This is a genomic window from Telluria sp. AC161 (assembly GCF_979258535.1).
In genome coordinates, this window is the sequence record NZ_OZ409861.1 from 1,998,322 (window position 1) to 2,023,463 (window position 25,142).

Here is a 25,142-nt window from a genome sequence, read left to right on the forward strand (position 1 = left end):
AAAGATGATTCCTGGGAGATCGCTAATGACGAAAACGATGCAGCAGTTTGTCGTGGCATGCGTGGCACTGGCCACTGCCTTACCCCCAACGGCGTCCATTGCCGCCAGCGCCGACGATTTGCGCGATCTGGTAGGCGCCCGCGCCGCCGGTGGCGAGAGCGAGCTCGAATCGCGGCGCTGGGTGTCGATCACCGGCCACCAGTCGGGCAGCGCTTCGTATACCTATTGGTGGAATGCCTCGCGCAAGCAGTGCGTGATGGTCAGGACGAGCGATGGCCGGTTTGCGGCAATCTCTGACGTGGCCAACGGCGATTGCAACCAGAAAAGTGACAACAACAATGCGGCAGTCGCGATCGGCGCCGTCGGCGCCATTGCGCTCATCGCAGCGCTGGCGTCACACAAGTCAGGTCACCACGACAATGGCCAGCACTACTCGGACCGGGAGCAGGAAGCCGATTACGAGCGCGGTTACAACGATGGCATCTACAACCAGCCGTATCACAACTATGCACGGCGGGATGCGTACAGTTCCGGCTACGAAAGCGGGGTCCGGCAACGGGGCCACAATTCGACCTACCGCGACGATCACCGCTGGGGCGGCGGTTATGCGCCGTCAGTCGACGTGTCCGACCTGAACGGTGCCCGCGCTTCGGGCGCAGAGAACAGCCTCGAGTCGCGCGGGTTCATCCGCGTCGATGGTTTCCAGTCGGGCGGCGATGGCAAAGGCACGATCTGGTGGAATGGCCGCACCCGACAGTGCCTGCAGGCCATCACGGTGGATGGCCGCGTCGACAGCCTGTCCGATATCGGCAGTCATCGGCGTTGCCGCTGACGTTGTACAGCGCCTCCTGCTAGGATGGCGCCCTCCGGGGCCGAACGTGCTCTGCCGGCAGCGAGGTATACTTGTGCAACTATTTCCACAAGGATACCTATGGCTGCATCACCTGCCAAGCGCCTGCACATCGGCGTCATCGGCGCCGGCACTGCCGGCCTGGCCACGGCAATTGCCTTCGCCCGTGCCGGACACACGGTCGACGTGTTTGAAAAACACCCGGCGCTGGCAACGCTTGGCGCCGGTGTGCTGATTCAGCCGCAGGGCGTGGCCGCGCTCGATGAACTGGGCGTGGGCGCAGCGTTCAACGCCATCAGCCTGCCGATCGATCGCCTCGTCGGCCAGTGCGAGCGTGGCTGGACCCTGGTCGACATTCCCTATACCGGCCTGCAGGCGCGCGCCGTCAGCCGATCGGCGCTGGGCGGCGTGCTGGAACGGGAATCCCACGCGCTGGGCGTGCGCCTGCACTTCGGCTGCGCCGTGGGCGCCATCGGCGTCGAGAACGGCGCTGGTACCGTCGATGCAGGTGGCGTGTTGCACCGCTTCGACCTTGTCGTGATCGCCAACGGCGCCTCGTCGATGCTGCCGGCGTCCACCGGCCTGGCGGTGGCCTCGCATCAGTACAAGTGGGGCGCGCTGTGGGCCCTGATCGACCTGGACGACTGGCCCAATGCGCATCTGCTGGCGCAGCGCTACGGCGGCACCGAGCGCATGTACGGCATCATGCCGACCGAGCGTGTGAACGGCGCGCTGCGCGTGTCGCTGTTCTGGAGTCTGCGCAGCGACCGCTATGACGCCTGGCGCGCCGCACCGCTGGATGACTGGAAACGCGAACTGCTTGCGCTCTGGCCCGAATCGAAGCCGGTCGTGGACCGCCTCCATTCGCACAGCCAGCTGGCGTTTGCCCGCTACCACCACGCGCGGCCGTCACGGCTGGCATCCGGCCCGATCTGCATCGTCGGCGACGCCGGCCACGCCATGAGTCCACAACTGGGCCTGGGCACGACGCTGGCGGTGCAGGATGCGCTGGTGCTGGCCCGTTGCGTCGAAGTGCATGGCGCGGCCGCCGGGGCACTGCGCTACTCGGCCAGCCGCCTGCGCACCGTACGCGCCTACCAGGCGCTGAGCCGGACGCTCACACCATGCTTCCAGTTTGACGGCAAGGGATTTTGGCGCGACCTGCTGTTTGCCGGCGCGCTGAAGGTCCCCGGCAGCCGCTACCTCATGTACCGCAGCATTGCCGCGCCGCGCCGCTGCCTGCGCCAGGCCTGGGCCGCAGCCTAGAACAATGCGCCCTGCCCACTGGTGATGTGGCGGGTGAGATTGGCGAAACTGTCGCCCAAAAACGGCAGGATCGCGTCCGCGATGGGTTCGAGCTGGCGCGTCAGGTAATGCTCGTAATCGATCGGCGAGCGGCGCAGCTCCAGCGGCTCGGGCCCCTCGTGCGTCATTACGTAGCGGATCCAGCCGCCCTTGCGGTATAGCGCGTGGCGGCCGTTGCGCAGGTGGTGTTCGTCGGCCATGCGCGCGGCGCGCACGTGCGGCGGGACGTTGCGTTCGTAGTCGTCCAGCGCCCGCCGCAGCCGCTTGCGGTACACCAGATCGTCATCGCAGTCGCCGCGCAGCATCCGCGCCACCAGCTCGCGCACGAAGTCCTCGTACGGCTCACCCTTGAAAATCCGCTCGTACAGGCCTTGCTGGAACTGCTGCGCCAGGGGCGTCCAGTCGCTGCGCACCGTCTCCAGCCCCTTGTAGACCATCTCGTCGCCGCCTTCAGGCGTGGTGGCTAGCCCGGCGTAGCGCTTCTTGCTGCCCTCGTCCGAGCCGCGCACGGTGGGCATCAGGAAGCGCCGGAAGTGCACGTCGTATTCCAGTTCAAGCGCGCTCTCGATGCCCAGTTCATCTGCCAGATGCGTCTTCCACCAGCCGTTCACATGATTGACCAATGTGTTCCCGATGCGGCGCGCATCGTCTTCGGTATGCGCTCTGCCCAGCCAGACGAAGGTCGAATCGGTGTCGCCGTAGATCACCTGGTAGCCCTGCTCTTCAATCAGCGCGCGCGTGCGGTGCATGATGTCGTGGCCGCGCATCGTGATCGACGAGGCCAGGCGCGGGTCGAAAAAGCGGCAGCCCGTCGTACCGAGCACGCCGTAGAAGGCATTCATGATGATCTTGAGGGCCTGCGACAGCGGCGCATTCTGCGCCTTCTTGGCCGCTTCCCTGCCCGCCCAGACTTGCGTGACGATGTTCGGCAGGCAGTGCCGGGTGCGCGAAAAGCGCCCACCCCGGTAGCCAGGCACCGTGGTCTCTTCGGGCTCGCGCAGGCCCTCGATCAGGCCCAGCGGGTCGATCAGGAAGGTGCGGATGATCGACGGATACAGGCTTTTGTAGTCCAGCACCAGCACCGAGTCGTACAGGCCCGAGCGTGAATCCATCACGAAGCCGCCCGGGCTGTCGGCGCCCTCGACGTCGCCGATATTCGGCGCCACCCGGCCCTGACGGTGCAGCAGCGGCATGTACAGGTGCTCAAACGCGGCCACCGAGCCGCCGCTGCGATCGGCCGCCAGCCCCGTCACGCTGGCCCGCTCGAGCAGGAAGTCGAGCAGCCGGGTCTTGTCAAAGATGCGGGTGACCAGCTCGCAATCCATGACGTTGTAATAAGCCAGCGCCGGCTTGTCCTCGTTGAACATGCGGTCGATTTCGGCCATGCGGTCATGGGGATTGTCGATCGCCTTGCCAACGCCCAGCAGCGTGCGCGAGACGTTTTCAAGACTGAACGACGGGAAGGTCCAGGTGGCCGAATGCAGCGCGTCGATGCCGTCGATGACGAGGCGCCCGGCGATGCAGATGAAGTAGTGTTCCTGGCCGCCGCGATTGCCACCGCCATTGCCACCGCCATTGCCACCGCCTTTGCCACCGGCCTCGCGCCACTCGATCGCGCTGCCGTCGCGGCCCAGGCGCAGCGGACGCTTCATGCCCTCGGCATGGCGCTGCAGCACGCGCATGTCGAACTGGATCACGTTCCAGCCGATGATCGCGTCCGGGTCGTGCTGCACGAACCACGCTTCCATGCGATCGAGCAGCTCGCGCCGCGTGGCACAGTATTCGAGCTCGTAATCGCGCGGGCCATCAATGCCATTGGGTGGTCCCAGCATGTACACCTGACGCTGCCCGCACCCTTCGAGCGCGATCGAGCGCAGCTCGCCCTGGAACGTGGTCTCGATATCGAGCGACACGGTGCGGATGGTCGGCCGGTAGCCGGGCGCGGGCTTCATCACGCCATCGACCAGCAGGTGCGGATTGCCCTCGACCGGCTGTCCCGCAAACACGACGGGCGCGGTGATGAAACGCTCCATCAGGTAGCGCTCGGGCGGGCGCACATCGGCCTCGAATACGTCCAGGCCATGCTGGCGCAGGCGCCGTTCGATCTGCATCAGCTGACGGTATTTGCGGCAGTACAGCCCTGCGACGGGCCGGTGCTGGAAGTCGAGCAGGTCGAGCGGGCGCAATTCCCAGCCCCGTTCATCCTGCAGCAGCTGTTCGACAGTGCCGCGCTGCGCTTCGGGAATGAAGGCGACCGGGGTCTGCACCGGGATGCGCACGCAGCGCGGGCCGGCGTCGGTGGCGAGCCAGAACTCGACTTCGCAGCCGGCAGGCGTGTCGCGCCAGTGGCGCGTCAGCAGAAAGCCGGTGCTGTCCAACGCCGCATCATCCATGTCAGCGATAGCGTTCCAGCTCGGCCTCGGAAAAACCGGCGGCGCGGCGCCCTTCGATATTGAAAGGCCCCTTGAGCACGGGCGCCTTGTAGCGCACCGTGAGTTCGTCGTAGGTGGCGATCGGCTCGAGGCCGCGCGCCAGGCACAGCTCGAGGTACCAGCGGTTGCCGATTTCAACGTGTCCCACTTCGTCGACCAGCAGGCGGTCGAGGATCAGCGCCGCAGCCAGGTCGCCCGCCTGCGCGATCTTCTTGCGCAGCGGCGGAATCGCGTCCAGGCCGCGCGCTTCGAGCGTGCGCGGCACCAGCGCCATGCGCGCCAGCACGTCGTCACTGGTCTTGGCGACCATCTCCCACAGGCTGTCGTGGCCCGGGAAGTCGCCGTACGCATACCCGAGTGTGCCCAAATGATCGCTCAGCATCGTGAAATGCAGCGCCTCTTCATCGGCCACCAGCAACCAGTCGAGATAGTATTGCTCGGGCATCCCATCGAAGCGCCACAGGGCGTCGAGCGCCAGATTGACGGCATTGAACTCGATGTGCGCCAGCGCGTGGACCAGCATCGCACGCCCTTCCGGCGTGCCCATCGAGCGGCGCCCGACCTGCAACGGTGGCACTAGTTCCGGGCGCGCCGGACGGCCCGGGATGCCGGGCGGCGCCATCATGACAGCCTGGGTGTCGATGGCGACCTGACCGGCCTTGCACGCTGCAGACAGCGCGGCGACCGCCCTGGCTTTGGCGGCGGGGTCGGCATCGAGCAGTGCATGCAGCGCGGCGGCGCGGAGTTCCATGGTGTGGCCTAGCAAATCGAGAGCAGCATTTTACTCAATCTACCATCGTTGATGGTTCCCAATTCATCCGCAACCATGGCTTGGGATACTCGACATCGAGAAACTGCCAGGACATCTACAACATATGCGCTTCTGTCTGTACATTTACCTGATCGCAGCCTTGCTCGCCGGCTGTCGCGATTCTGTCGAAGACCAGGCAAAGGAGTTCGGTGACCGTGAGTTTACAACGGTTGTCTGGGCCAAGGCCTCAGACTTGCAGCGGGGAGAGATGACGGCATCGCTGCTAAAGAAACATGATTTGAAGCGGTCGAACGGCAGTGACATCGTGGCCCTGCTCGGCCGCCCTACTGGCTACTATGACTATGACACCAATCCTGCGTACGTCGTCGGGCCAACAACCGTCGAAAGCGTGTATACAAAAGGCTATTTGCTGGTGTTTGAAACCGACAAGGAAAACGGCAAGGTAGAGCGCATATTCTTCGTGCCGGACGTCGAGTGATGTCGCAGCGCTAATCTCGCTACATCTGCCTGAACAAATGCGCATATACGGGACTGACACGCGGCTTTTCCGGCCGGCCACGCAGTGTCAGCATCACCTTGCCCAGATCATCGCGCACCGCGCTGGTCACGCATCCCATATTGACCACCGTGCTGCGACTTACCTGACGAAACTGCGCGCTGTCGAGCTGCGGCAGCAGTTCCTTCAGCGGCACCCGGATCAGCGCTTCGGCGTCCGCCGTGACCACATTGACATACTTGTCGATCGCCTGGAAGTAGACGACGTCTGGCACCGGGATCATGCGCACCGCGTTGCCGACCGCCGCCCGGATCGTCGTCAAACGCTCGCTTGGTGCGGCGCGTGGCGCCAGCGCCTGCAATTGCCCGAGCAGCTGGCCCAGCGCATCCGGCGCCAGCGCCGTGCGCGTCTCCAGCGCCCCACGCAGGCGCTCGACGGTCTTGCCCAGCCGCGCGCTGCTGACCGGCTTGAGCACGTAGTCGAACGCCGCGTGCTCGAACGCCTGCACCGCGTAGTCATCAAACGCGGTAACGAACACGATGTGCGGAAACGGCGCCGGTCCGTCCCACCGCTCGGCCAGTTCTTCGGCCACTTCCAGACCGCTCTGGCCCGGCATGCGGATGTCCAGGAACAGCACGTCCGGTCGCAGCGCCAGCGCCTGCTCCACGGCGACCACGCCGTTGGGTGCGGTCGCGACGATGTCGAGGCCGGGCCACAGGCCTTGCAGTGTCCTGGCCAGCGTGGCGGCCAGGATCGGTTCGTCTTCGGCAATCAGTGCACGGGTCATTGTTCGAACTCCAGAGGCAGGGTCAATCGGGCCAGCGTGCCTTGCGGCGGCGCCGAATTCAAAATCATCGATGCGCGTTCACCATACAGGGCGTCGAGCCGTTCACGCGACGTGGCCACGCCGACGCCACCACCACGCCGCGCAGGCGCCTGGCCCAGACCCGGACCCAGACCCAAACCGGTATCGCGGACGTCGAGCACCAGGCTGTCGCCTTCGATGGCCGCGCTGATGGTGATCTCGCCACCGTCGATCTTCGGCTCCACGCCGTGCACGATCGCATTCTCGACCAGCGGTTGCAACAGCATCGTGGGCAGGCGCGCGGTGCGCAGCGCCGGCGGCAGGTCGAGCCGGTAACGCAGCCGCTCGCCCATGCGCACGCCCATCAGGCCCAGGTACGCCCCCATGGCCGTGAACTCCTGCTCGAGCGTCGTGGTCTCGCTGCGCGATACGCTCAGCGTGGCGCGCAGATACTGGATCAGCTGGTCGAGCATGTCGCTGGCCCGCGCCGGGTCGAGCGCGATCAGCCCCTGCAGATTGGCCAGCGTATTGAACAGCATGTGCGGCTCGATCTGGGCCTGCAACAAGCGCAACTGCGCCTGCAATGCCTGGCGTTCGATGACCTGCGCGCGCAGGTCTGCCGCGGCCTGCTCTTCCTGGGCGCGCCGCATGCGTTCGCGGTTCCGGATCAGCACGACCATCAGTGTCGTGCCCAGGAAGGTGAAGACGATCATGCTGATGCGGTCTGCGGAAGGATATTCCGCCAGCGTGGGCGTACGAATGCCGAGCAACAGCCCGGCCGTGTACAGGCCGGTGAAGTGGGCAACCGGCGCCGCCAGCACCGCCAGCGCAGCGAACATGGCCCATTCGCGCAGACGCCAGACCGGCCGCTTGATGAACAGCAGCCGCCCGCCGTACACGATCGTGAAGGCCACGATGCCGATCAGGACCGATACCAGCATGTTTTCGAGAAAGCGTCCCGTGACCAGACTGATGAAACATGCCAGCAGCGCGCTGATGCCGATCGACAGCGGAAAATCGGTCAGTACGCGCCGCAGGCGCGCACGTCGTTGCTGGTGAATCGGCGGGGAGATGCTGGCCATGTGGACTCGCTTCAGAAAATCACGGTAATAAGGACAGGGACAATCCATTGTGCCGAGCCGGCGTGCCAGCGGCAAGGGACGGTGCGATGAATTGGCAAAAGGCGGGAGTGAACCCGGCCCCGAAGAGCGCGATGGCCCGATTCGCTAGCGTGCCCATCATTAAATTCTCCGAATTCATTTATGCTGGCCGCATCCATTCACAACGCTACAAGGACGCCATGCACCAGTTATTCTCGCCATTCAAGCTCGCTTCTCTCCCTCTCGTCAACCGCGTCGTGATGGCGCCCCTGACCCGGGCCCGTGCGCCGGACGACGTCGCCACTGAAACCGTCGCGCTGTATTACACCCAGCGCGCCACCGCTGGCCTGATCGTTAGCGAAGGCACGCCCATCTCGCGCGAAGGCCAGGGTTACCTGTTCAATCCCGGCATCTACACGCCGGCGCAGATCGCCGGCTGGCGCCTGACGACCCAATCCGTGCATGCCATTGGCGCGAAGATGTTCGCGCAGCTCTGGCACGTGGGCCGCGTGTCGCACCCGAGCATCCAGACCGATGGCATCGATCCGGTCAGCGCCAGCGCGAAAACCGCGCAAGGCGCCATGGCCTATGGTGTCAAGGATGATGGCACGCCGGGCATGGTGGCCACCACCCAGCCGCGCCAGCTTGCGACCGACGAGGTGGCGCGCGTGGTGCAGGATTTTGCCAACGCCTCTGCCAATGCCATCGAGGCCGGTTTCGACGGCGTCGAGATCCACGGCGCCAATGGCTATCTGCTGGAGCAGTTCCTCAACCCGCTGGTCAATGACCGCGACGACGAATACGGCGCAGCCACGATGGACAACCGCCTGCGCTTCGCACTCGAAGTCGTCGACGCTGTCGTCGCCCGCATTGGTCGCGAACGCGTGGGCATCCGCCTGTCGCCCTACGGCCGCCTGTTCGACATGCCGCTGTACGACGACATCGACGCCACCTATACGGCGCTGGTCGCCGCGCTCGGCGAACGCCGCATCGCCTATGTCCACATCATGGACCAATCCGGCTACGGCATGGGCGACAAGGCGTCCGGGCCGACCGTGTCCGACAAGATCCAGGACTTGCTGCGCGCCTTCCGCCCCACGCTGCCCGAAACTGCACTGATCCTGGCTGGCGGCATGACGCGCGAGCGCGCCGACAAGATGATCGACGATGGTGTGATCGACCTGGCCGCGTTCGGCCAGCCGTTCATCTCGAACCCCGACCTGGTCGCGCGCCTGCGCAACGGCTGGCCACTGGCCGAGCCGGACCGCAGCACCTACTACGGTGGCGATGCCAAGGGCTATATCGATTACCCGCCGTACGCAGCGCAGGCCTGATCGCAGGGTGGGCTGAAACGGGAAGCGCCAGCACGGCGCTCTCACCGGGTGGATGCACATATCCCGGTTGACCCGCTTCGTCCCACCATGTCATATTGCCATCCTCATCAATCCACGGAAGTCCTCGCATGCGTCACCTTGCCTCCGCGCTGTCCATTTCCATCGCCCTCGCCCTGACCGGGTGCGCCACCTCGGCCCAGGGGCCGCAGACTTCTGGGCGCGATGCGCTGACCTCCAGCATCTCGGCCGACTCGCTGCGTGGCCATCTGTCGTTCCTGTCGTCCGACCTGCTCGAAGGGCGCGGCACGCCGTCGCGCGGCGTTGACCTGGCGGCCGAATACATCGCGGCGCAGTTCCGCCGCGCGGGGCTCGAGGCGGCGGGCGACGACGGCTACTTCCAGACCGCGAACTGGCAATACGCCAAGCGCACCCCGCAGGACATCGCGTTGACGGTGACGGCTGGCGGCAAGACCATGACCCTCGACGGCACGGGCGCATCGGCCAACTTCGTCGATCCGGTCACGCTGGCCCGCACGCCTGCCGTCTTCATGACCTGGCAGGCGGCGCTGGACGATCCGGATAAAGCCAACGGCAAGGTGCTGGTCGTGCCGGCCGCCGCGATCCCTGGCGCAGGCGCCGCGCTGCAAGCCAAACTGAAAAGCAAGCCGGCGCTGATCGTCCTGATCGACCGCGAACGGCGCCAGGCGCGCACGCAGGGCGGCTGGCTGATCGACCCGAGCGTGGCAGTGGCAAAAGGTGGCGCGCCGGTCGTGCTGGTGCATGCAGCCGATGCCGCGACCGCGCTCGAACAGGGCGGCGCGACCGTCGCTGCGAAGATCGTCGCACCCGGGATCGCTCCGACCAAGCTGCGCAACGTGATCGGCGTGCTGCGCGGTTCGGACCCGGCCCTGAAAAGCACCTACGTGATGCTCAGCGCGCACTACGACCACCTGGGCATCCGCGACGGCGAGATCTTCAACGGCGCCAACGACGATGGCAGCGGCACCGTGTCGGTGATCGAGATCGCCGCGAGCATGGCGGCGCAAAAGGAACGGCCGCGCCGCAGCATCGTGTTCGTCGCACTGTTCGGCGAAGAACTGGGCCTGCTCGGCTCGCGCTACTACGCAAAGCATCCCGTGTTCCCGCTGAAGGACACCGTGATGAACCTGAACCTCGAGCAGCTTGGCCGCACCGACGACAGCGAAGGCCCGCAACTGCGCTCCGCCACGATGACCGGCTTTGACTATTCGACCGTGGGCACGACGCTGCAACGCGCGGGCGAGCAGACCGGCATCCGCTTCTGGAAGCATCCAACCAACAGCGACCGTTATTTTGCGCGCAGCGATAACCAGGCGCTGGCCGATGCCGGCGTGCCGGCCCACACGCTGTGTGTGGCGTTCGGCTTCCCCGATTACCACGGGAAGGACGACACCTGGGACAAGGTCGACTACGACAACCTGGCCAGCGTGAACCGCATGATCGCCGTGGCGTTGCGGGACATCGCCAACGATCCGGTCAAGCCGGCGTGGACGGCCGTGCCCAACGCGGCCAAGTACCGCGCCGCGGCAGCCGCGCTGCAATCGTCGAAGTAAGGGTAGCCCAATGATGCTGGCCAGCCTGGCGCTCCGCCCGCCCGGCAGCGCTGCGCCGCAGGCGGTCGATCGACTCACGCTGACAACCGGCGTGGGGATCGATGGCGACCGCCACCGCGATCCGGCATCGCCACGCCAGCTGCTGCTGGCGAGCGGCGCGACCTATGCCGACCTGGGGCTTGCGCAGTATGCGCTGCGCGAAAACCTGCTGCTCGATACGCCCATCGACGCCCTGCCCTCCGGCACCGTGCTGCAGATCGGCGACGGGGCGCAGGTACGCCTGATGTTCGCGTGCGAAGCGTGCGGCCGGCTTGACCTGCATGGCGCGCACGTCGCCGCCCGCATTGGCGCCCGGCGCGGCGTGCTGGCGCGCGTCGTGCAAGGGGGCGCTATCCGTACCGGCGATACGGTACGCGATCTGGGGCCATTGCTGCCGGCGTGGTCGGACGACTGGCACGAACGCGTCGCGCAGGTGATCGACGCGATGCCGCCTGACACCGTGATCGAGTACGCGCTACTGGCGCGCCTGGCCGGGATCCAGTCGACATACTGCCGCGCCTTCCCGCGCTTTTTGGCGTCACTTGGTCCGGCGTATGCGAGCAGAGCGCTTGCGGCACGCGCCGCGTCGCCGCTGGCGCGATGGGATGGCAGCGGCCTGTTCGACGCGCGTTTGGACCAGGGACCTGGGCCGGACGCAAAACTAAATTGTTGTTAAGTTATCTAGCGCACAGCCGATGAATTCTGGAAATGTTTTAATGCTTCTGTCGCGCACGATTGCGGTCGGGGCGTGAGTCAAAAAATTGGCAGCTGGTGTAAGCTGAATGACAACATTTAATTTTAAGGAGCACCCCATGAAAACCACGATTACCATTTCCGCCCTGATGCTGAGCGTCGCGATGCTGGCCGGTTGCAACAAGAACGACAATATGGGCCCTGCACAAGAAGCCGGCGCTGCCGTCGACAACGCAGGCGCCAAGGTTGCCGAAGAATCGAAAGAAGCCGCTGCTTCGGTCGATGCAGCTGCTGAACGCGCTGGCGACAAGATGGAAGTTGCCGCTGACAAGGCTGAAGCCAATATGGACGCTGCTGGTCAGCGTATCGATGCCGCAACTGACCGCGCCGGCGCACGTATCGATGCTGCTGGCGCAGAAGTGCGTCAGGAAAGCCGCGAAGCTGCTGCTGCCGCTAAAGAAGCGACCAGCAACGCCACCGCCGCTGCTGGCCGTAGCGTCGAGCGCGCTGGCGAAAAAATGCAGGACGCTTCGAAGTAATTCGCACGAATTAGTTCGACCAGCAGTCCTGTCATGCGCAAGCCGCGACCCGGGCAACCGGTGTCGCGGCTTGTTCACATTCAGGATTCTACAGCGCAACTAGCGTATCGAATTTCGCCAGGCAAACTGGTTGGTTCGCCTCTCAAAACCTTGTGTACCGGTTTCGACACGTTTCTTGCCCGAGTTAGCGAAGTCGTGGCCCGAACTCGAATACCTGTTGACACTGTCAAACTGAAAAACCTACAGTTTCATTATTGAAGATCTGGTTCCGCAAAGAGAAACCCGCTTCATGGATCGGATGCCGGCCATCGTTGTGGCCAGCGACGACCCGGCACCATCACAATAATGGAGACAGACCGAGTGAAGAAACACATCATCGCAATGGCGGCGCTATGCGCCTGCGTGTCAGCTGCACCAAGCGCGTCCGCGCAATCGGCCATTACCCTGTACGGCATCATCGATGCCGGCCTGACCCGCCTGACCAACGACGGCCCGCAAGGCGACCAGACCAAGGTAGACACCGGCCAGATGCAGGTGTCGCGCTGGGGCATCAAGGGCCAGGAAGATCTGGGCGGCGGCATGAAGGCGCGCTTCGGCCTGGAGGGCACGCTGCTCAATGACACGGGCGGCGCCGGCGTCCCGTTTGGCACACCGTCCAGCACGAGCCTGTTCGACCGCGAAGCCACGGTCGGCATCGTCACCAACTACGGCGCGATCGACATCGGCCGCCAGAATATCGTCGGCATCATGTCGGTCGGCATGGCCGATCCGCTGGGCCTGGGCTTTGCTTCCAGCAGCCCGAACGTGCTGTTCTCGGCGATGAACAACGCCGCCGTGTATGCGCCCTACGGCGCGAACAATGGCGGCACGGCCCTGCGCCAGAACAACTCGGTCAAGTACACCTCACCCGTCTTCAAAGGCTTGAGTTTCGCCCTGATGCGCGCATTCGGCGAGCAGGCGGGCAATGCGCAGAAAAGCTCGTACCAGGGCGGCGCGCTGCTCTACAACACCGGCAAGCTGGCCGTTGCCGGCGCCTACGCGCGCATGAAGAACATCACCGACACCGATCTGCTCACGTCGCACGCGTATGGCGTCAAGTACGCGTTCCCGGCGGTGACGCTCAAGTCGACCTACTCGTGGAACGAACTGCGCAGCACCGGCCGCAAGATCGCGGTGCTCGGCGTTGGCGCCGATGTGCCGGTGGCGCCGGCCTTCCTGCTTACGGCCGCGGCCTACCAGGTCAAGCGCTCGGGCGACCTGAAGGACGATGCACAGCAATTCATCCTGATCGGCCGCTATCTGATGAGCAAGCGCACGACCGGCTACGTCTCGGTGGGCCACGCGGCGACCGACAGCATCGTCCAGACCGACCAGATCAACCTGGCCCAGAACTTCGTGGCGGTCGGCAGCGACTCGGCCAACCGGTTCACGATGGGCATCATGCACATGTTCTGATGACGACACACGACGACGCGCATTCCGTACCACCTTCCGCCCCACCCGGCTTCGAACGCCTCAACCGCGGCGGGCCGTATATGGCCAATCTGGGCGAGCTGTATTGCCGCAAGGTTGAGGCCGAGCGCGAAGGCGAGATCGTGTTCGCGATGCGCATCGAGGACAAGCACACCAATATGCGCGGCATCGCCCATGGCGGGATGCTGGCCAGTCTGGCCGATTCCGCGCTTGGTCTCGGCTTGACGCTGTATTGCGAAGGACGCCAGTCATTCGTGACCGTCAACCTGAGCACCGATTTCATCGACGCGGCCAGGCCCGGCGACTGGGTCGAAGCGCATGTCGAGGTACAGAAACTGGGCAAGCGGATGGCGTTCGCCAACTGCTTCCTGCAGGTCGGCGCGCGCCGCATCCTGCGCGCCAGCGGCGTGTTTGCGGTGATGAACGCGTTGAACCCCGACCAGCTGGCAGCCGGGTACTGAGCGTCGCCTGATTACGACTCGAGGCGCCGGGCGACCTCGATCAGGCGCGGGCGCACTTCATCGAGCAGGAAGGCGGTCGATACGCTCGACGAGGGGCCGCCGCAATTGATCGACATGATCTGGCTGCCGCCGATCGGCATGAAGCCGACTGCGATCCCGTTGACGTCCTTCTGCCAGTCGCCGAACGAGGTCGTGCAGCCATACGTCTCGTAGTCGCTCAAGCCCTTGGCCAGACCCGTGCGCATGGCCTCGAACGCGGTTTCGTCCAGCTCCAGCGACCGGCTGAGGATATCCCGGCGTTCATTCTCGGCAGCCCGCGCGAGGTAGGCGCGGCCGATCGCCGATGTCGCCAGCGGCATGCGCGAGCCGACCTGCAGCGCCAGCGCCAGCGCCGCGCTGCTGCGGCACACCTCCACATAAATCATCGACAGCCGGTCGCGCATCGCGATCGACACGGTGGTGCCGGAAAATTCGGCCAGCTCCTGCATCATCGGGCGCGCCAGCTGGCGGATATCGAGCCGGGCCAGCATCGCGCTGCCCAGGCCCAGCGTGGCGCTGCCGAGCGTATAACGCCCGCCCGGCTCCTGCGCCAGGTAGCCGAGCGTGGTCAGCGTGTAGGTAATCCGGGTGACGGTGGACTTAGGCAAGCCGCAGCGCTCGGCGATCTGCTGGTTGCTCAGTCCCTTGTCGGCTGAGCGAAAGCAAGCCAGGACCTCGAGACCGCGTGCCAATGCCGTGATGAAGTAGCGCTCTTCGGCGCCGCGCGGTGCATCGGCCGCATCATGCGCCTGGACATCATCAGGAAGGGTGTCGCTTACTGGCATGGGAAAGCCCCGGATAAGAATGGTGGTCAAATTCCATTCTAATCCAGTTCATTTCGCCATGCAAAACCGGCAAGCACTAACAATGCGTATTGACGTTGTTAAACGACACCACGCTCCCGCAAGCCGGCCAGCGTGTCTGCCGACAGACCGAGCAAATCCTGCAGCACGTCATCCGTCCCCTCGCCCAGGCACGGCGGCGCGCTGCGTACCGGCAGGCGTTCGCCATCGAAGCGATAGGGCGAGGCCAACACGGGAACAGTGCCCACAACGGGATGCGGCATGTCCTTGACCAGGCCGCCCTGCTGCGCACGGGTCGACGTCAATGCCTCATGCAGCCCGGCGACCTCGCCACACGGGATACCCACCCGGCTCATGTACGCAAGCAGATCGCTGCGTGTGCGCTGCGCCAGTTCGCGTTTTATCTCGGGCATCAGTTCATCGCGGTGCTGCGTGCGCGCCAGGTTGGTCTTGAAACGCTCATCCAGTGCGATGTCGGGGCGCTCGATCACGTCGTTGCAGAAGCGTATGAACTGGCTGTTATTGCCCACCGCAACGACCAGTGGACCATCCTTTGCCTCATACACGCCATACGGCATGATCGATGGATGCGCATTGCCGTAACGCGGCGGATCGTTCCCGCGCAGCAGCGCTTCCAGACCGTAGTAGGCAGTGATCATCAGGCCGCAGTCGAACAATGCCATGCCGATGTGGCGGCCCTTGCCCGTCTTTTCGCGCTCGTACAGCGCCGCCAGCACGCCCTGCGCCGCGTACATCCCGGTCATCATGTCGACTGCGGCCACGCCGAATTTCAACGGCGGCTGGGTCGGCTCGCCATTCAGCGCCATCAGGCCTGATTCGCCCTGGATCACCAGGTCGTAGCCGGGCCGCGCGGCTTCCGGGCCGGTGCGGTCGTACCCGGTGATCGAGCAGTAGATCAGGCCTGGCTGCTCTTCTTTCAGGGCGTCGTAGCCCAGGCCCAGCCGCTCGATGTCGCCGAACTTGAAGTTCTGGATCACGATGTCGCTCTTGCGGATCAGATCCCGCGCGATGGTCTGGCCTTCGGGGGTTTTCAGGTCGAGGCACACCGAACGCTTGTTGCGGTTGACGCTGTTGAAGTACGCGGTTTCGGTGGCGCCGATGCGCATGCCCCAGTCGCGCGTATCGTCGCCGCGCTCGGGATGCTCCACCTTGATCACTTCGGCGCCCAGGTCGCCCAGCACCATCGCGCACCAAGGCCCGGCCAGCACACGGGAGAAGTCCAGCACGCGCACGCCGGACAGAGGCAAAGCAGATTTGTCAGTCATAACACTCCAGATACCCGGCTGCTCTACAGGGAGCCGGCAAACATCATTCTTGTGGCCGACCCGTGGCTGCAGCGCCCCGCAGCGCCGCGAAAGCGGGCGCGCGTTTCTCGAAGAAGGCAGCAATGCCTTCCTGCGCTTCGTCGTCGCCCTGCGACTGCACCATCAGCGCGGCTTCCAGGTCGAGCTGGTCGGCCAGGCTTGCGGCCCCGGCATTCTCGCACAGCACCTTGATGCGCCCATTGGCATTGACTGGCCCGGCGGCCACGCGAGCAGCCAGCGCCAGCGCCTCCGCCAGTGCCTGCCCCGGCGCGGCCAGGCGGTTGACCGCGCCCAGCGCATAGAGGCGCGGGGCCGGCAGGCGCTCGCCCAGCAGGCAGAGCTCGGTCAGCAACTGGCGCGACATGCAGCGCGCCAGAAACGCCGTCGCGCCGCCATCCGGGCTCAGGCCAACCTTGACATACGCCATCGAAAAGAAAGCATCGTCAGCCGCGACCACCATATCGCACGCCAGCGCCAGGGACAGGCCGGCGCCGGCCGCCCCACCCTCGACCGCGGCAATGACCGGCTTCGGGCAGGCGCGCAGCGCGCGCACCAGATCGTGCAGGCGTTCGACCTTTTTGCGTCGCTCATCCGGCGCCAGCGCGCGGCGCGTGGCCAGCTGGCGCAAATCGCCACCGGCGCAGAAAAAGTCGCCATCGCCGACCAGCACGATGGCGCCGATGGCCGGGTCCTGCGCCGCCTGTTCAAGCGCGGCCGGCAGCGCGTCGTACAGCGCCGGGGTGATCGCATTCTTCGCCGCCGGATTGCTGTTGACGAGAATGCGCACCGCGCCGTCGGTGCGCATCATGAGGCCGGGGGCGGTCATGCGGCTGCGGTCTCGCTGGTTTCAGTGGACTGGCGCCCCAGTGCGATATAGCGCGCCAGGTGATGGTCTTCGTCGCCCAGCTGATGGTCGATCATGACCAGGCGCTTGGCGTAGTGCGCCATCGGCAGCTCCCAGGTCATGCCGATGCCGCCGTGCAGCTGGATGCATTCTTCCGCCACCAGCGTGCCGATACGGCCGATACTGGCCTTGGCGGCCGACAGGCTGCGCTCGCGCGTGATGCGGTCGGCGTCCAGGGCAGACGCGGCATTGATCACCGCCGAGCGGGCCTGCTCGATCTCCAGCAACAGGTCGGCCATGCGATGCTGCAGCGCCTGGAAGCTGCCGATCACGACCCCAAACTGCTTGCGCGTGCGCAGGTAGTCCAGCGTTGCTTCCTTGGCCGCTTCCATAGCGCCGAGGGCTTCCGCGCACAGGGCCAGCACGCCGCGGCCCACGGCGCGCTCGAGCGCCGCAAAACCGTGACCCGGCTCACCGAGCAGTGCGTCGGCACCGACCCGCACGCCGCTGAAGGTCAGCTCGGCCACACGGCCGCCGTCCATCGTCGGTGTGCCCACCATCGACAGGCCGGCCGCATCGCCAGGGACCAGGAACAGTGAAATGCCCGCTTCGTCATCGATCGCGCTAGAGGTGCGCGCCGACACGACGATCCACTGCGCGTGTTCGGCGTTGGCCACCACGGCCTTGGCGCCGTCGATCACCCAGCCATCGTCGTCGCGGCGCGCAGAGGTCGCCACGCGCGCAAGTTCGTAATGCGCGCCCGGTTCGTCGTGGGCAAACGCGGCGATGACTGACGCATCGGCGATGCTGGCCAACACTTCTTTCTGCGCGTCGCTGCCGGCTGCCGCGATGGCTTCGGCTGCCAGCACGGCGCTGCCCAGCAGCGGCTCGAGCACCAGGCCACGGCCCAGCGCCTCGAACACGACCGCGATGTCGAATCCGGCCCCGCCAAAGCCGCCGTCTTCTTCGCGCAGCAGCATGCCCACCACGCCCAGTTCGGCGAACTGCTGCCACATGGCGTTGGAAAACCCTTCCGGCGAGGCGGCGATCTTGTGCCGCGCTTCGATGTGGTATTGCTGGGCGATGAAGCGGTTCAGGCTATCGGCCAGCATGCGCCGTTCTTCTGTATGTTCGAAGTTCATGTCGCTTGCCCTTACAGTCCGAGGATCATCTTGGAGATGATGTTTTTCTGGATCTCGTTGGAGCCGCCGAAGATCGACAGCTTGCGGTTGTTGAAGTATTGCGCCGAGGCGGCGGCCGCAAAATCCGGGCCGAAACTTGGGCCATCATTGGCCGCGTCGAGCATGTCCTGCGTGAACGGGCGCGCGTACACGCCCATCGCGCGCCGCGTCAGCGCATTGATCTCCTGGCGGATCTCGGTGCCGCGAATCTTGAGCATCGAGCTCTCCGCGCCCGGCACGCCGCCACCAGCCACCGCCGCGATCACGCGCAGATTGGTGGTCTTCATGTTTTCCAGGTCGATTTCGACAAGCGCCAGGCGGCGCGCAAAGCCCGGATCGTCCGCGAGCGGCTTGCCGCCGCGCGTCTGCTCCTGCGCGATACGCTTCAGGCGAGCCAGCGCCGCCATCGAGAAGCCGACCCCGGCGATATTTGTGCGCTCGTACGTCAGCAGGTATTTGGCGCAGGTCCAGCCGCGATGTTCTTCGCCGACCAGGTTCTGTACCGGCACCCGCACGTCGGTGAAGAACACTTCGTTGACTTCGCGCTCGCCATCGAGCAGCGTGATCGGGCGCACGTCGACACCCGGTGACCCCATGTCGATCAGCAGGAAGCTGATGCCCTCCTGCTTCTTGGCGCCCGAATCGGTGCGCACCAGGCAGAAAATCATGTTGGCGTGCTGGCCGAGCGTCGTCCAGGTCTTCTGGCCATTGACGATGTAATGCTCACCCTCGGCGTCCACACCGCGCACGGCGCTGCACTTGACCGCCGCCAGGTCCGAGCCGGCGCCCGGTTCCGAATACCCCTGGCACCACCAGTCCGAGCCATCCAGGATGCGCGGCAGCCAGTAATCCTTCTGCGCCTGGTTGCCGTACTTGATCAGGACCGGACCCAGCATGTTCACGCCGAACGGCACGATGCGCGGCGTATTGGCCAGCGCGCACTCGGTCTCGAAGATGAATTTTTCAATCGCGTCCCAGCCCGGGCCGCCGTATGCTTCCGGCCAGTGATTGGCCAGCCAGCCGCGCTCATTCAGGATCGCGTGCCAGCGCTCCATGTCGGCCTTCGACAGGTGCTTGCCATTGGCGACCTTGTCCGACAGATCCTGCGGCAGCTTCTCGGCCAGGAATGCCCGTACCTCGTCGCGAAAGCGCTCTTGCTCAGGGGTGAAATGTAAATCCATGATGATCCTTTAGAAAATCTCGAACAGGCCCGCAGCGCCCATGCCGCCGGCGATGCACATCGTGACCACGGCGTACTTCGCGCCGCGGCGCCGGCCTTCAATCAGAATGTGGCCGGCCAAGCGCGCACCCGTCATGCCGAACGGGTGGCCGATCGAAATCGCGCCACCGTCGACGTTCAGGCGCTCGTCGGGAATGCCGAGTTGCTGCTGGCAGTAGATCGCCTGCGAGGCAAACGCTTCGTTCAGTTCCCACAGGTCGATGTCGTCCACCGTCAGGCCAAAGCGCTTGAGCAGTTTGGGCACCGCGAACACCGGGCCGATGCCCATTTCATCCGGCTCGCAGCCGGCCACCGCCATGCCACGGAAGGCGCCCAGCGGGGTCAAGCCGAGGCGCTCGGCTTCTTTTGCTTCCATCATCACGCAGGCCGACGCGCCATCGGACAGCTGCGACGCATTGCCGGCGGTGACGAATTTGCCCTCGCCCATGACCGGCGCCAGCTTGGCCAGGCCTTCATACGTTGTGCCGCGCCGGTTGCAGGTGTCTTCGGCGATCGTGACTTCGCGCTGGCTGACTTCCTTCGTCTCCTTGTCGGTGACGGCCATGGTCGTGGTGCAGGCGACGATCTCGTCGTTGTAGCGGCCAGCCAGCTGCGCCGCCTCGGTCTTGCGCTGGGACTCGAACGAGAAGCGGTCCTGCGCTTCGCGGCTGATGTTGTAGCGCGCGGCAACGATGTCGGCAGTGTCGATCATCGGCAGATACAGGTCCGGCTTGTGTTCGAGAATCCACGGGTCGATGCCCGAATCGCCGCTGTCGCGGCTGCGGATGTGCGAGATGCTCTCCACGCCGCCGGCGATGATGGCCGGTGCGCCATCGACGATGATGCGGCCGGCGCCGATGGCGATCGCCTGCAGGCCCGAGGCGCAGAAGCGGTTCACAGTCGTGCCGGCGATCGTGATCGGCAGGCCGGCGCGGATCACGCTCTGGCGCGCGACGTTGCGGCCGGTGGTGCCTTCCGGATAACCGCAACCGAGAATCGCATCCTCGATCATGGCCGGATCGATGCCGGCGCGCTCGACGGCGGCGCGTACTGCGAAGGCAGCCAGCTGGGCGCCGGGGGTGATGTTGAATTCGCCGCGGTGCGCCTTGGTCAGCGGGGTGCGGGCGGTTGAAACGATGACAGCTTCGCGCATGGCGAGTCTCCTGACAAATTGAGAACGATAGGGTCTATGCGGATTGATTCAGGCTGGCGAAATTGGCGCCCTTGTCGACCAGCTCGACCAGCAGCGGCGACGGCTGCCAGAACAGCGGATCTTCCCTGGCAAACTCGCGGATGTCGGCCAGGATCGTCGGCAGGCCGACCGTGTCGGCATAGTGCATCGGGCCGCCGCGGTAGCGCGGGAAGCCGTAGCCGTGCACGAATGTCACGTCCACATCGAGTGGCCGCAGGGCGATCTTCTGGTGCACGACATTGGCGCCCTCGTTGATCATCGCAGCCAGGTAGCGGCGCACGATCTCGGCGTCGCTGAAGCTGCGCGGCGCTTTACCCGACAGCGTTTCTGCGCGGGCCCGTTCGGCATCGATGATGGCTTCGACTTCGGGGTCCGGCGTCCCGATGCGGGCGCCGTCCGGATACAGGTAGTAGCCACGCCCGGTTTTCTGGCCGAACCAGCCCCGTTCGCACAGACGGTCGGCAATCTGCACGTAACGTGCGCGCGGGTCACGCGTGGGCGCGCGCCGCTTGCGGGTGGCCCAGCCGATGTCGCCGCCGGCCAGGTCGGAGACCTGGAACGGGCCCATCGGGTAACCGAAGTCGCGCAGTGCCTTGTCGATCTGGTAGGGCGAGGCGCCGTCTTCCATCATCGCGTGCGCGGCCTGGCCATACACCGCGAGGATGCGGTTGCCGATGAAACCGTCGCACACGCCGGCACGCACGGGCACCTTGCGCAGCTTCTTTGCCAGGTCGAAGGCGGTGGCGACCACGTCGTCAGACACCTTGGCCGGCACGACGATCTCGAGCAGCTTCATGATGTTCGCCGGCGAGAAGAAGTGCAGGCCGACGACATCCTGCGGGCGCGAGATGGCCGCCGCGATTTCGTCGATGTCGAGGTAGGACGTATTGGTGGCCAGCACCGCGCCGGGTTTGCAGACGCGATCGAGTTCGGCAAACACGGCGTGTTTCACGGCCATGTCTTCGAACACGGCTTCGATCACCAGATCGGCCTGGGCCAGCGCGTCATACGACGTACTGCCATTGAAGCGCGCCATGGTGGCGTTTTTGGCGTCCGGCGTGATGCGACCCTTGGCGATCAGGCCGTCATACACCTTCTCGACATGCTTGCGACCGCGCGCCAGCGCCTCGTCGTCGCGCTCGATCATCGTGACCGGCAAGCCGGCATCGAGGACGGCAACGGCGATGCCGGCGCCCATCGTGCCGCCGCCGACGACACCGATGCTACTGATCGGGCGTGGTTTGGCATTGCGCGTCTCCGGCGCCCTGGCCGTTTCGCGCTCGGCGAAGAAGGCGTGTACCAAGCCGGCGCGCTGCGGGCTGTCGAGGCATTCGAGGAACAGCTTGCGCTCGAGCGCCTGGCCTTCGTCGAACGGCAGCTCGAGCGCGCCCTGCACTGCGTCCACGATTTTCAGGGGCGAGAACAGGCCGCGTGATTTTTTGGCCGTCTCGGCGCGTGCGCTGTCGATCGCGGCGCGCTGGGCTGCTGTATCGGCGAGCTGCGTGGCGTCACGGGTGCGCCGCACCGGCGCACCGCCCTGCACCAGCTCCTGCGCATACGCCAGGCCTGCTGCGAGCGGGTCGGCGCCATCCACCACCCGGTCGACCAGGCCCAGTTTTGCCGCTTCGGCCGCGCCAACGTGGCGACCGCTCAGCATCATGTCGAGCGCTGCGGCGGCGCCGATCAGGCGCGGCGTGCGCTGGGTGCCCCCAGCGCCCGGCAGCAGACCCAGCGCCACTTCGGGCAAGCCCAGTTTTGCTGCGGGAAGCGCCAGGCGGTAGTGCGCCGCCAGCGCGATCTCGAGTCCGCCGCCAAGGGCAGCGCCGTGGATGACGGCGATGACCGGCTTGCTGCACGCTTCGATATCGTTGCAGACGTCGGGCAGGAACGGCGCCATTGGCGGCTTGCCAAATTCGCGGATATCGGCGCCGCCGATGAAGGTCTTGCCGCCGCCGACGATCAGCACGGCCTTGACCGCAGCGTCGGCGCCGGCCGCGTCGATCGCCGCAGTCAGGCCGCGTCGGACGTCGACGCCAAGTGCATTGACGGGAGGATTGTCGATGGTGACGACAAGAATGTCGCCGTGCATGGCACGAGCGACCGGGCCAGTTGCGCCGGTGTGCATGAGCTGTCTCCTTGATTTTATGTCGGATGCTACATCGGTTCGCTGTGCGAAACCGTGTTTTGCATTTCTTGTTGCGATCAACGATAACCGATTTTTCGCGAAAATGTAAACGACTTCGCGGTGCCGCTTTTGCGGGAAAAACCGGAGGATCAGGTGATTCGCTGTGCGAAATGCATCGATTTAGCGTAATTACCCATACTAGGTGTTTCGCTCTGCGAACGGCCATTTCACAAAAACTGTTGACACCCTCGTTTTCGGTATGTGAATATCCGACTCAAGCCCAGCCGGAGATGCAGGGCATAGGAGACAAGAATGGACTCGATCCAGTCACTGGAAGACCCTTTGCTGGCGACACCTGCCACCGCGCAAGCGCTACCGGAAGGGTTACCACAAGCGCCGCAGGACGACGCACCCGATGAAGACAACAGCAAGGACCGCCAGTTCGTCACGGCCCTGGCGCGTGGCCTGGAAATCCTGCGCTGCTTCCGTCCTGGCGAGGCATACCTCACCAACAGCGAGATGGCCAAGCGCACCGGCATGCCCAAGCCGACGATTTCACGCCTGACCTATACGCTGACCAAACTCGGCTACCTGACCTATTCGGCCGACCAGGGCCGTTACCAGCTCGGCGCCCCGGTGCTGGCGCTCGGCTACACACTGCTCGCCAACCTCGACGTACGCAAACTGGCCCGGCCGGCGATGCAGGAGCTGGCCGAATACGCCCAGTGCAGCGTGGCGATCGGCATTCGCGACCGGCTGCACATGGTGTATGTCGAGGCCTGCCGCGGCAGCGCTGCGGTCACGCTGCGGCGCGATGCCGGTTCGCGTATCCCGCTGGCCACCACCGCCATGGGCAAGGCGTATCTGTGCGGGCTGCCGCAAACCGATCGCGATTTTTTGATGGACCATATCCGCCTGACGGCCGACACCAACTGGCCCAAGATCAAGACCGACATCGAACAGGGCTTCAAGGATTACCAGGACCGCGGCTTCGTCCTGTCCTCGGGCCTGTGGGACGCCAACATCAGCGCAGTGGGCGTGCCGCTGCTCGACCAGGATATCGCCCGGACGATGGCATTCAACTGCGGCGGCCCGGCCTTTTTGCTGCCCTACGAAAAACTGGTCGAGGACCTCGGTCCGCGTCTGGTGCAACTGGTGCGCAACGTGGAAATCAGCATGGGCCGGCATATCGGCTAGCGGTGCCGTGGTACCGGCAATCAAGGAGCGACGCCGCCCCATGCGGTGAGGCCCCCGGCTTGCCGTCGTTTTTGACTATTCCTACATTCACTAAAAAATAACGGAGACATGATGAAGGCAAACAAGATCGTCCTCGCCATTTTGGCGCTCGGCACCGTCGGCAGCATCAACCTGGCAAGTGCCGAAGAATTCCTGGTCGGCGTGCAGATTCCGCTGACAGGACCACTGGCCCGCGTCGGCCTGGGCACCCAGGAAGGCATCCGCGTCGCGGCCGAGGTCTTCAACAAGACCAACGGCAAGCACACGATCAAACTGATCACCGTCGACGACGAATCGGCGCCGGCCAAGGCCGTGGCGGCAGTGGAAAAACTGGCCAGCCAGAACGTGGTGGCCATCACGGGCGGTTACGCATCCAACAATATCTCCCCTGCCTCGGATGCTGCCGGCAAACTGGGCCTGGCCTACGTGACGTCGGGCGGCGTTGACGATGGCCTGGTCAATGCCGGGCGCAAGAATTTCTTCCGCATCAATAACACCCAGGGTTACCAGAAGGCCCTCGTCGGCCTGCTCACCGACCTGAGCGTCAAGTCGGTGTCGATCATCTATTCGACCAAGGATGCGACCCACGGCCTGGCCGCAGACGTCGAGAAAACCCTGAAAGCCAAGGGCGTCAAAGTCGTCACGCACGCGTTCGACCCGTTGATCACCGACTTCAAGCCGATCATCAACAAGGTGAAACTGCGCGACCGCTCCGAATTCATCGTCATGGTCGGCTACGAAAACGACTACGTCGGCATCCTGCGCGCCGCGCGGGTCCTCAAGCCAGGCATCAAGGGCGTGGCCGGTGTGTGGTCGCTGGCAACGCCGAAGATGGCCGCCGATTTCCCGGACCTGATGCCGAACGTGTACGGCACCGCCGTGCTGCCATTCCCGGTGCAGTTCTCGACCGAAGAAGGCAAGCGCTTTGCCGATGGCTACAAGGCGTTGCTGAACAAGGACCCGGATTACCTGGGCCAGTTCGGCTACGTCCAGTCGATGCTGCTGTTCGAAGCGATCGCGCGCGCGGCCGACAAGGGCACGCTGAAAAAAGGCGGCGTGATCGAGGAAATGCGCAAGACCGATCGCCAGACCCTGATCGGCCGGGTGCAGTTCGATGCCAGGGGCGACAACCCGAACTTCACGCAGCGCATGGGCCAGCACCAGGGCAAGAAAGTCGAACTGGTGTGGCCGAAAGAATCGGCCACCGCCAAGCCGGTGTATCCGGGCCTGCCCTGGTAACGCTGTGAGCACATGAGCGAGACGGGCAGGATCCCCTGCCCGCGTGAA

22 protein-coding genes are annotated in these 25,142 nt (G+C 65.0%); 11 read left to right on the forward strand and 11 right to left on the reverse strand.

The genetic code is table 11. The features are described from left to right. Positions 1–25 precede the first annotated feature (25 nt). Together ACZ0AJ_RS09010 and ACZ0AJ_RS09015 are read left to right on the forward strand one after the other, a co-directional pair. A complete protein-coding gene (locus tag ACZ0AJ_RS09010; RefSeq protein WP_499454578.1) occupies positions 26–832 on the forward strand; it encodes a hypothetical protein in 807 nt (268 codons plus the stop codon). Positions 833–931: 99 nt separating this feature from the next. Then, positions 932–2,116, forward strand: a complete 1,185-nt coding sequence (locus ACZ0AJ_RS09015; RefSeq protein WP_499453997.1) for an FAD-dependent oxidoreductase — start codon at positions 932–934, stop codon at positions 2,114–2,116. Here the strand turns inward: ACZ0AJ_RS09015 and ACZ0AJ_RS09020 are convergent. Next, positions 2,113–4,548 carry a DNA polymerase II gene (locus ACZ0AJ_RS09020; protein ID WP_499454580.1) on the reverse strand — a complete coding sequence of 812 codons (2,436 nt, stop codon included), beginning with the start codon at positions 4,546–4,548 and terminating at the stop codon, positions 2,113–2,115. The two genes, ACZ0AJ_RS09015 and ACZ0AJ_RS09020, sit on opposite strands and share 4 nt — an antisense overlap. Position 4,549: 1 nt before the next feature. Beyond that, positions 4,550–5,338, reverse strand: coding sequence for a ferritin-like domain-containing protein (locus ACZ0AJ_RS09025; RefSeq protein ID WP_499454582.1), 789 nt, complete (start codon positions 5,336–5,338; stop codon positions 4,550–4,552). Positions 5,339–5,462: 124 nt separating this feature from the next. On the opposite strand from ACZ0AJ_RS09025, the gene ACZ0AJ_RS09030 reads away from it, so the two are divergent. After that, positions 5,463–5,837: a hypothetical protein gene (locus ACZ0AJ_RS09030; protein WP_499454584.1), complete on the forward strand. Its 375-nt coding sequence runs from the start codon at positions 5,463–5,465 to the stop codon at positions 5,835–5,837. A gap of 19 nt (positions 5,838–5,856) precedes the next feature. Here the strand turns inward: ACZ0AJ_RS09030 and ACZ0AJ_RS09035 are convergent, their stop codons facing one another. Then, positions 5,857–6,642 (reverse strand): LytR/AlgR family response regulator transcription factor, encoded by a 786-nt coding sequence (locus ACZ0AJ_RS09035; RefSeq protein ID WP_499453999.1) that lies wholly within the window; start codon positions 6,640–6,642, stop codon positions 5,857–5,859. Continuing rightward, positions 6,639–7,742: a sensor histidine kinase gene (locus ACZ0AJ_RS09040; RefSeq protein ID WP_499454000.1), complete on the reverse strand. Its 1,104-nt coding sequence runs from the start codon at positions 7,740–7,742 to the stop codon at positions 6,639–6,641. Before ACZ0AJ_RS09040 ends, ACZ0AJ_RS09035 begins: the two co-directional genes overlap by 4 nt. A 131-nt stretch (positions 7,743–7,873) precedes the next feature. On the opposite strand from ACZ0AJ_RS09040, the gene ACZ0AJ_RS09045 reads away from it, so the two are divergent. The 6 genes from ACZ0AJ_RS09045 (at position 7,874) to ACZ0AJ_RS09070 (ending at position 13,891) form a co-directional block, all read left to right on the forward strand. Then, entirely contained in the window at positions 7,874–9,094 is a 1,221-nt protein-coding gene (locus ACZ0AJ_RS09045; protein ID WP_499454587.1) for an alkene reductase, read from the forward strand. A gap of 128 nt (positions 9,095–9,222) precedes the next feature. Beyond that, on the forward strand, positions 9,223–10,686 hold the full coding sequence (locus ACZ0AJ_RS09050) for a M28 family peptidase (RefSeq protein ID WP_499454003.1): 1,464 nt from the start codon (positions 9,223–9,225) through the stop codon (positions 10,684–10,686). Positions 10,687–10,696: 10 nt separating this feature from the next. After that, positions 10,697–11,401 (forward strand): MOSC domain-containing protein, encoded by a 705-nt coding sequence (locus ACZ0AJ_RS09055; protein ID WP_499454005.1) that lies wholly within the window; start codon positions 10,697–10,699, stop codon positions 11,399–11,401. 136 nt (positions 11,402–11,537) lie between these two features. Then, positions 11,538–11,957 (forward strand): hypothetical protein, encoded by a 420-nt coding sequence (locus ACZ0AJ_RS09060; protein ID WP_183552687.1) that lies wholly within the window; start codon positions 11,538–11,540, stop codon positions 11,955–11,957. Between the two features lie 360 nt (positions 11,958–12,317). Next, positions 12,318–13,412: a porin gene (locus ACZ0AJ_RS09065; protein WP_499454006.1), complete on the forward strand. Its 1,095-nt coding sequence runs from the start codon at positions 12,318–12,320 to the stop codon at positions 13,410–13,412. Beyond that, positions 13,412–13,891 carry a PaaI family thioesterase gene (locus ACZ0AJ_RS09070; RefSeq protein WP_499454008.1) on the forward strand — a complete coding sequence of 160 codons (480 nt, stop codon included), beginning with the start codon at positions 13,412–13,414 and terminating at the stop codon, positions 13,889–13,891. Before ACZ0AJ_RS09065 ends, ACZ0AJ_RS09070 begins: the two co-directional genes overlap by 1 nt. Positions 13,892–13,902: 11 nt before the next feature. On the opposite strand, the gene ACZ0AJ_RS09075 is transcribed toward ACZ0AJ_RS09070, so the two are convergent. The 7 genes from ACZ0AJ_RS09075 to ACZ0AJ_RS09105 form a co-directional block, all read right to left on the reverse strand. After that, positions 13,903–14,715 carry an IclR family transcriptional regulator gene (locus ACZ0AJ_RS09075; RefSeq protein WP_499454009.1) on the reverse strand — a complete coding sequence of 271 codons (813 nt, stop codon included), beginning with the start codon at positions 14,713–14,715 and terminating at the stop codon, positions 13,903–13,905. Between the two features lie 98 nt (positions 14,716–14,813). Then, positions 14,814–16,019, reverse strand: coding sequence for a CaiB/BaiF CoA transferase family protein (locus tag ACZ0AJ_RS09080; RefSeq protein ID WP_499454010.1), 1,206 nt, complete (start codon positions 16,017–16,019; stop codon positions 14,814–14,816). A gap of 43 nt (positions 16,020–16,062) precedes the next feature. Beyond that, positions 16,063–16,884 (reverse strand): oxepin-CoA hydrolase, alternative type, encoded by an 822-nt coding sequence (locus ACZ0AJ_RS09085; protein ID WP_499454012.1) that lies wholly within the window; start codon positions 16,882–16,884, stop codon positions 16,063–16,065. Next, the gene (locus ACZ0AJ_RS09090; RefSeq protein WP_499454013.1) at positions 16,881–18,044 is read right to left on the reverse strand and encodes an acyl-CoA dehydrogenase family protein; all 1,164 of its coding nucleotides are present in this window, start codon (positions 18,042–18,044) and stop codon (positions 16,881–16,883) included. The genes ACZ0AJ_RS09085 and ACZ0AJ_RS09090 overlap by 4 nt, the downstream gene beginning before the upstream one ends. A gap of 11 nt (positions 18,045–18,055) precedes the next feature. Next, on the reverse strand, positions 18,056–19,264 hold the full coding sequence (locus ACZ0AJ_RS09095; RefSeq protein WP_499454014.1) for an acyl-CoA dehydrogenase family protein: 1,209 nt from the start codon (positions 19,262–19,264) through the stop codon (positions 18,056–18,058). A 9-nt stretch (positions 19,265–19,273) separates the two neighbouring features. After that, on the reverse strand, positions 19,274–20,455 hold the full coding sequence (locus ACZ0AJ_RS09100) for an acetyl-CoA C-acyltransferase (protein WP_499454015.1): 1,182 nt from the start codon (positions 20,453–20,455) through the stop codon (positions 19,274–19,276). Positions 20,456–20,489: 34 nt separating this feature from the next. Continuing rightward, positions 20,490–22,619, reverse strand: a complete 2,130-nt coding sequence (locus tag ACZ0AJ_RS09105; RefSeq protein WP_499454016.1) for a 3-hydroxyacyl-CoA dehydrogenase NAD-binding domain-containing protein — start codon at positions 22,617–22,619, stop codon at positions 20,490–20,492. Between the two features lie 312 nt (positions 22,620–22,931). On the opposite strand from ACZ0AJ_RS09105, the gene ACZ0AJ_RS09110 reads away from it, so the two are divergent. Both ACZ0AJ_RS09110 and ACZ0AJ_RS09115 read left to right on the forward strand, forming a co-directional pair. Further along, positions 22,932–23,816: an IclR family transcriptional regulator gene (locus ACZ0AJ_RS09110; protein ID WP_499454017.1), complete on the forward strand. Its 885-nt coding sequence runs from the start codon at positions 22,932–22,934 to the stop codon at positions 23,814–23,816. A 108-nt stretch (positions 23,817–23,924) separates the two neighbouring features. Then, the gene (locus ACZ0AJ_RS09115) at positions 23,925–25,094 is read left to right on the forward strand and encodes an ABC transporter substrate-binding protein (RefSeq protein WP_499454593.1); all 1,170 of its coding nucleotides are present in this window, start codon (positions 23,925–23,927) and stop codon (positions 25,092–25,094) included. Positions 25,095–25,142 lie beyond the last annotated feature (48 nt).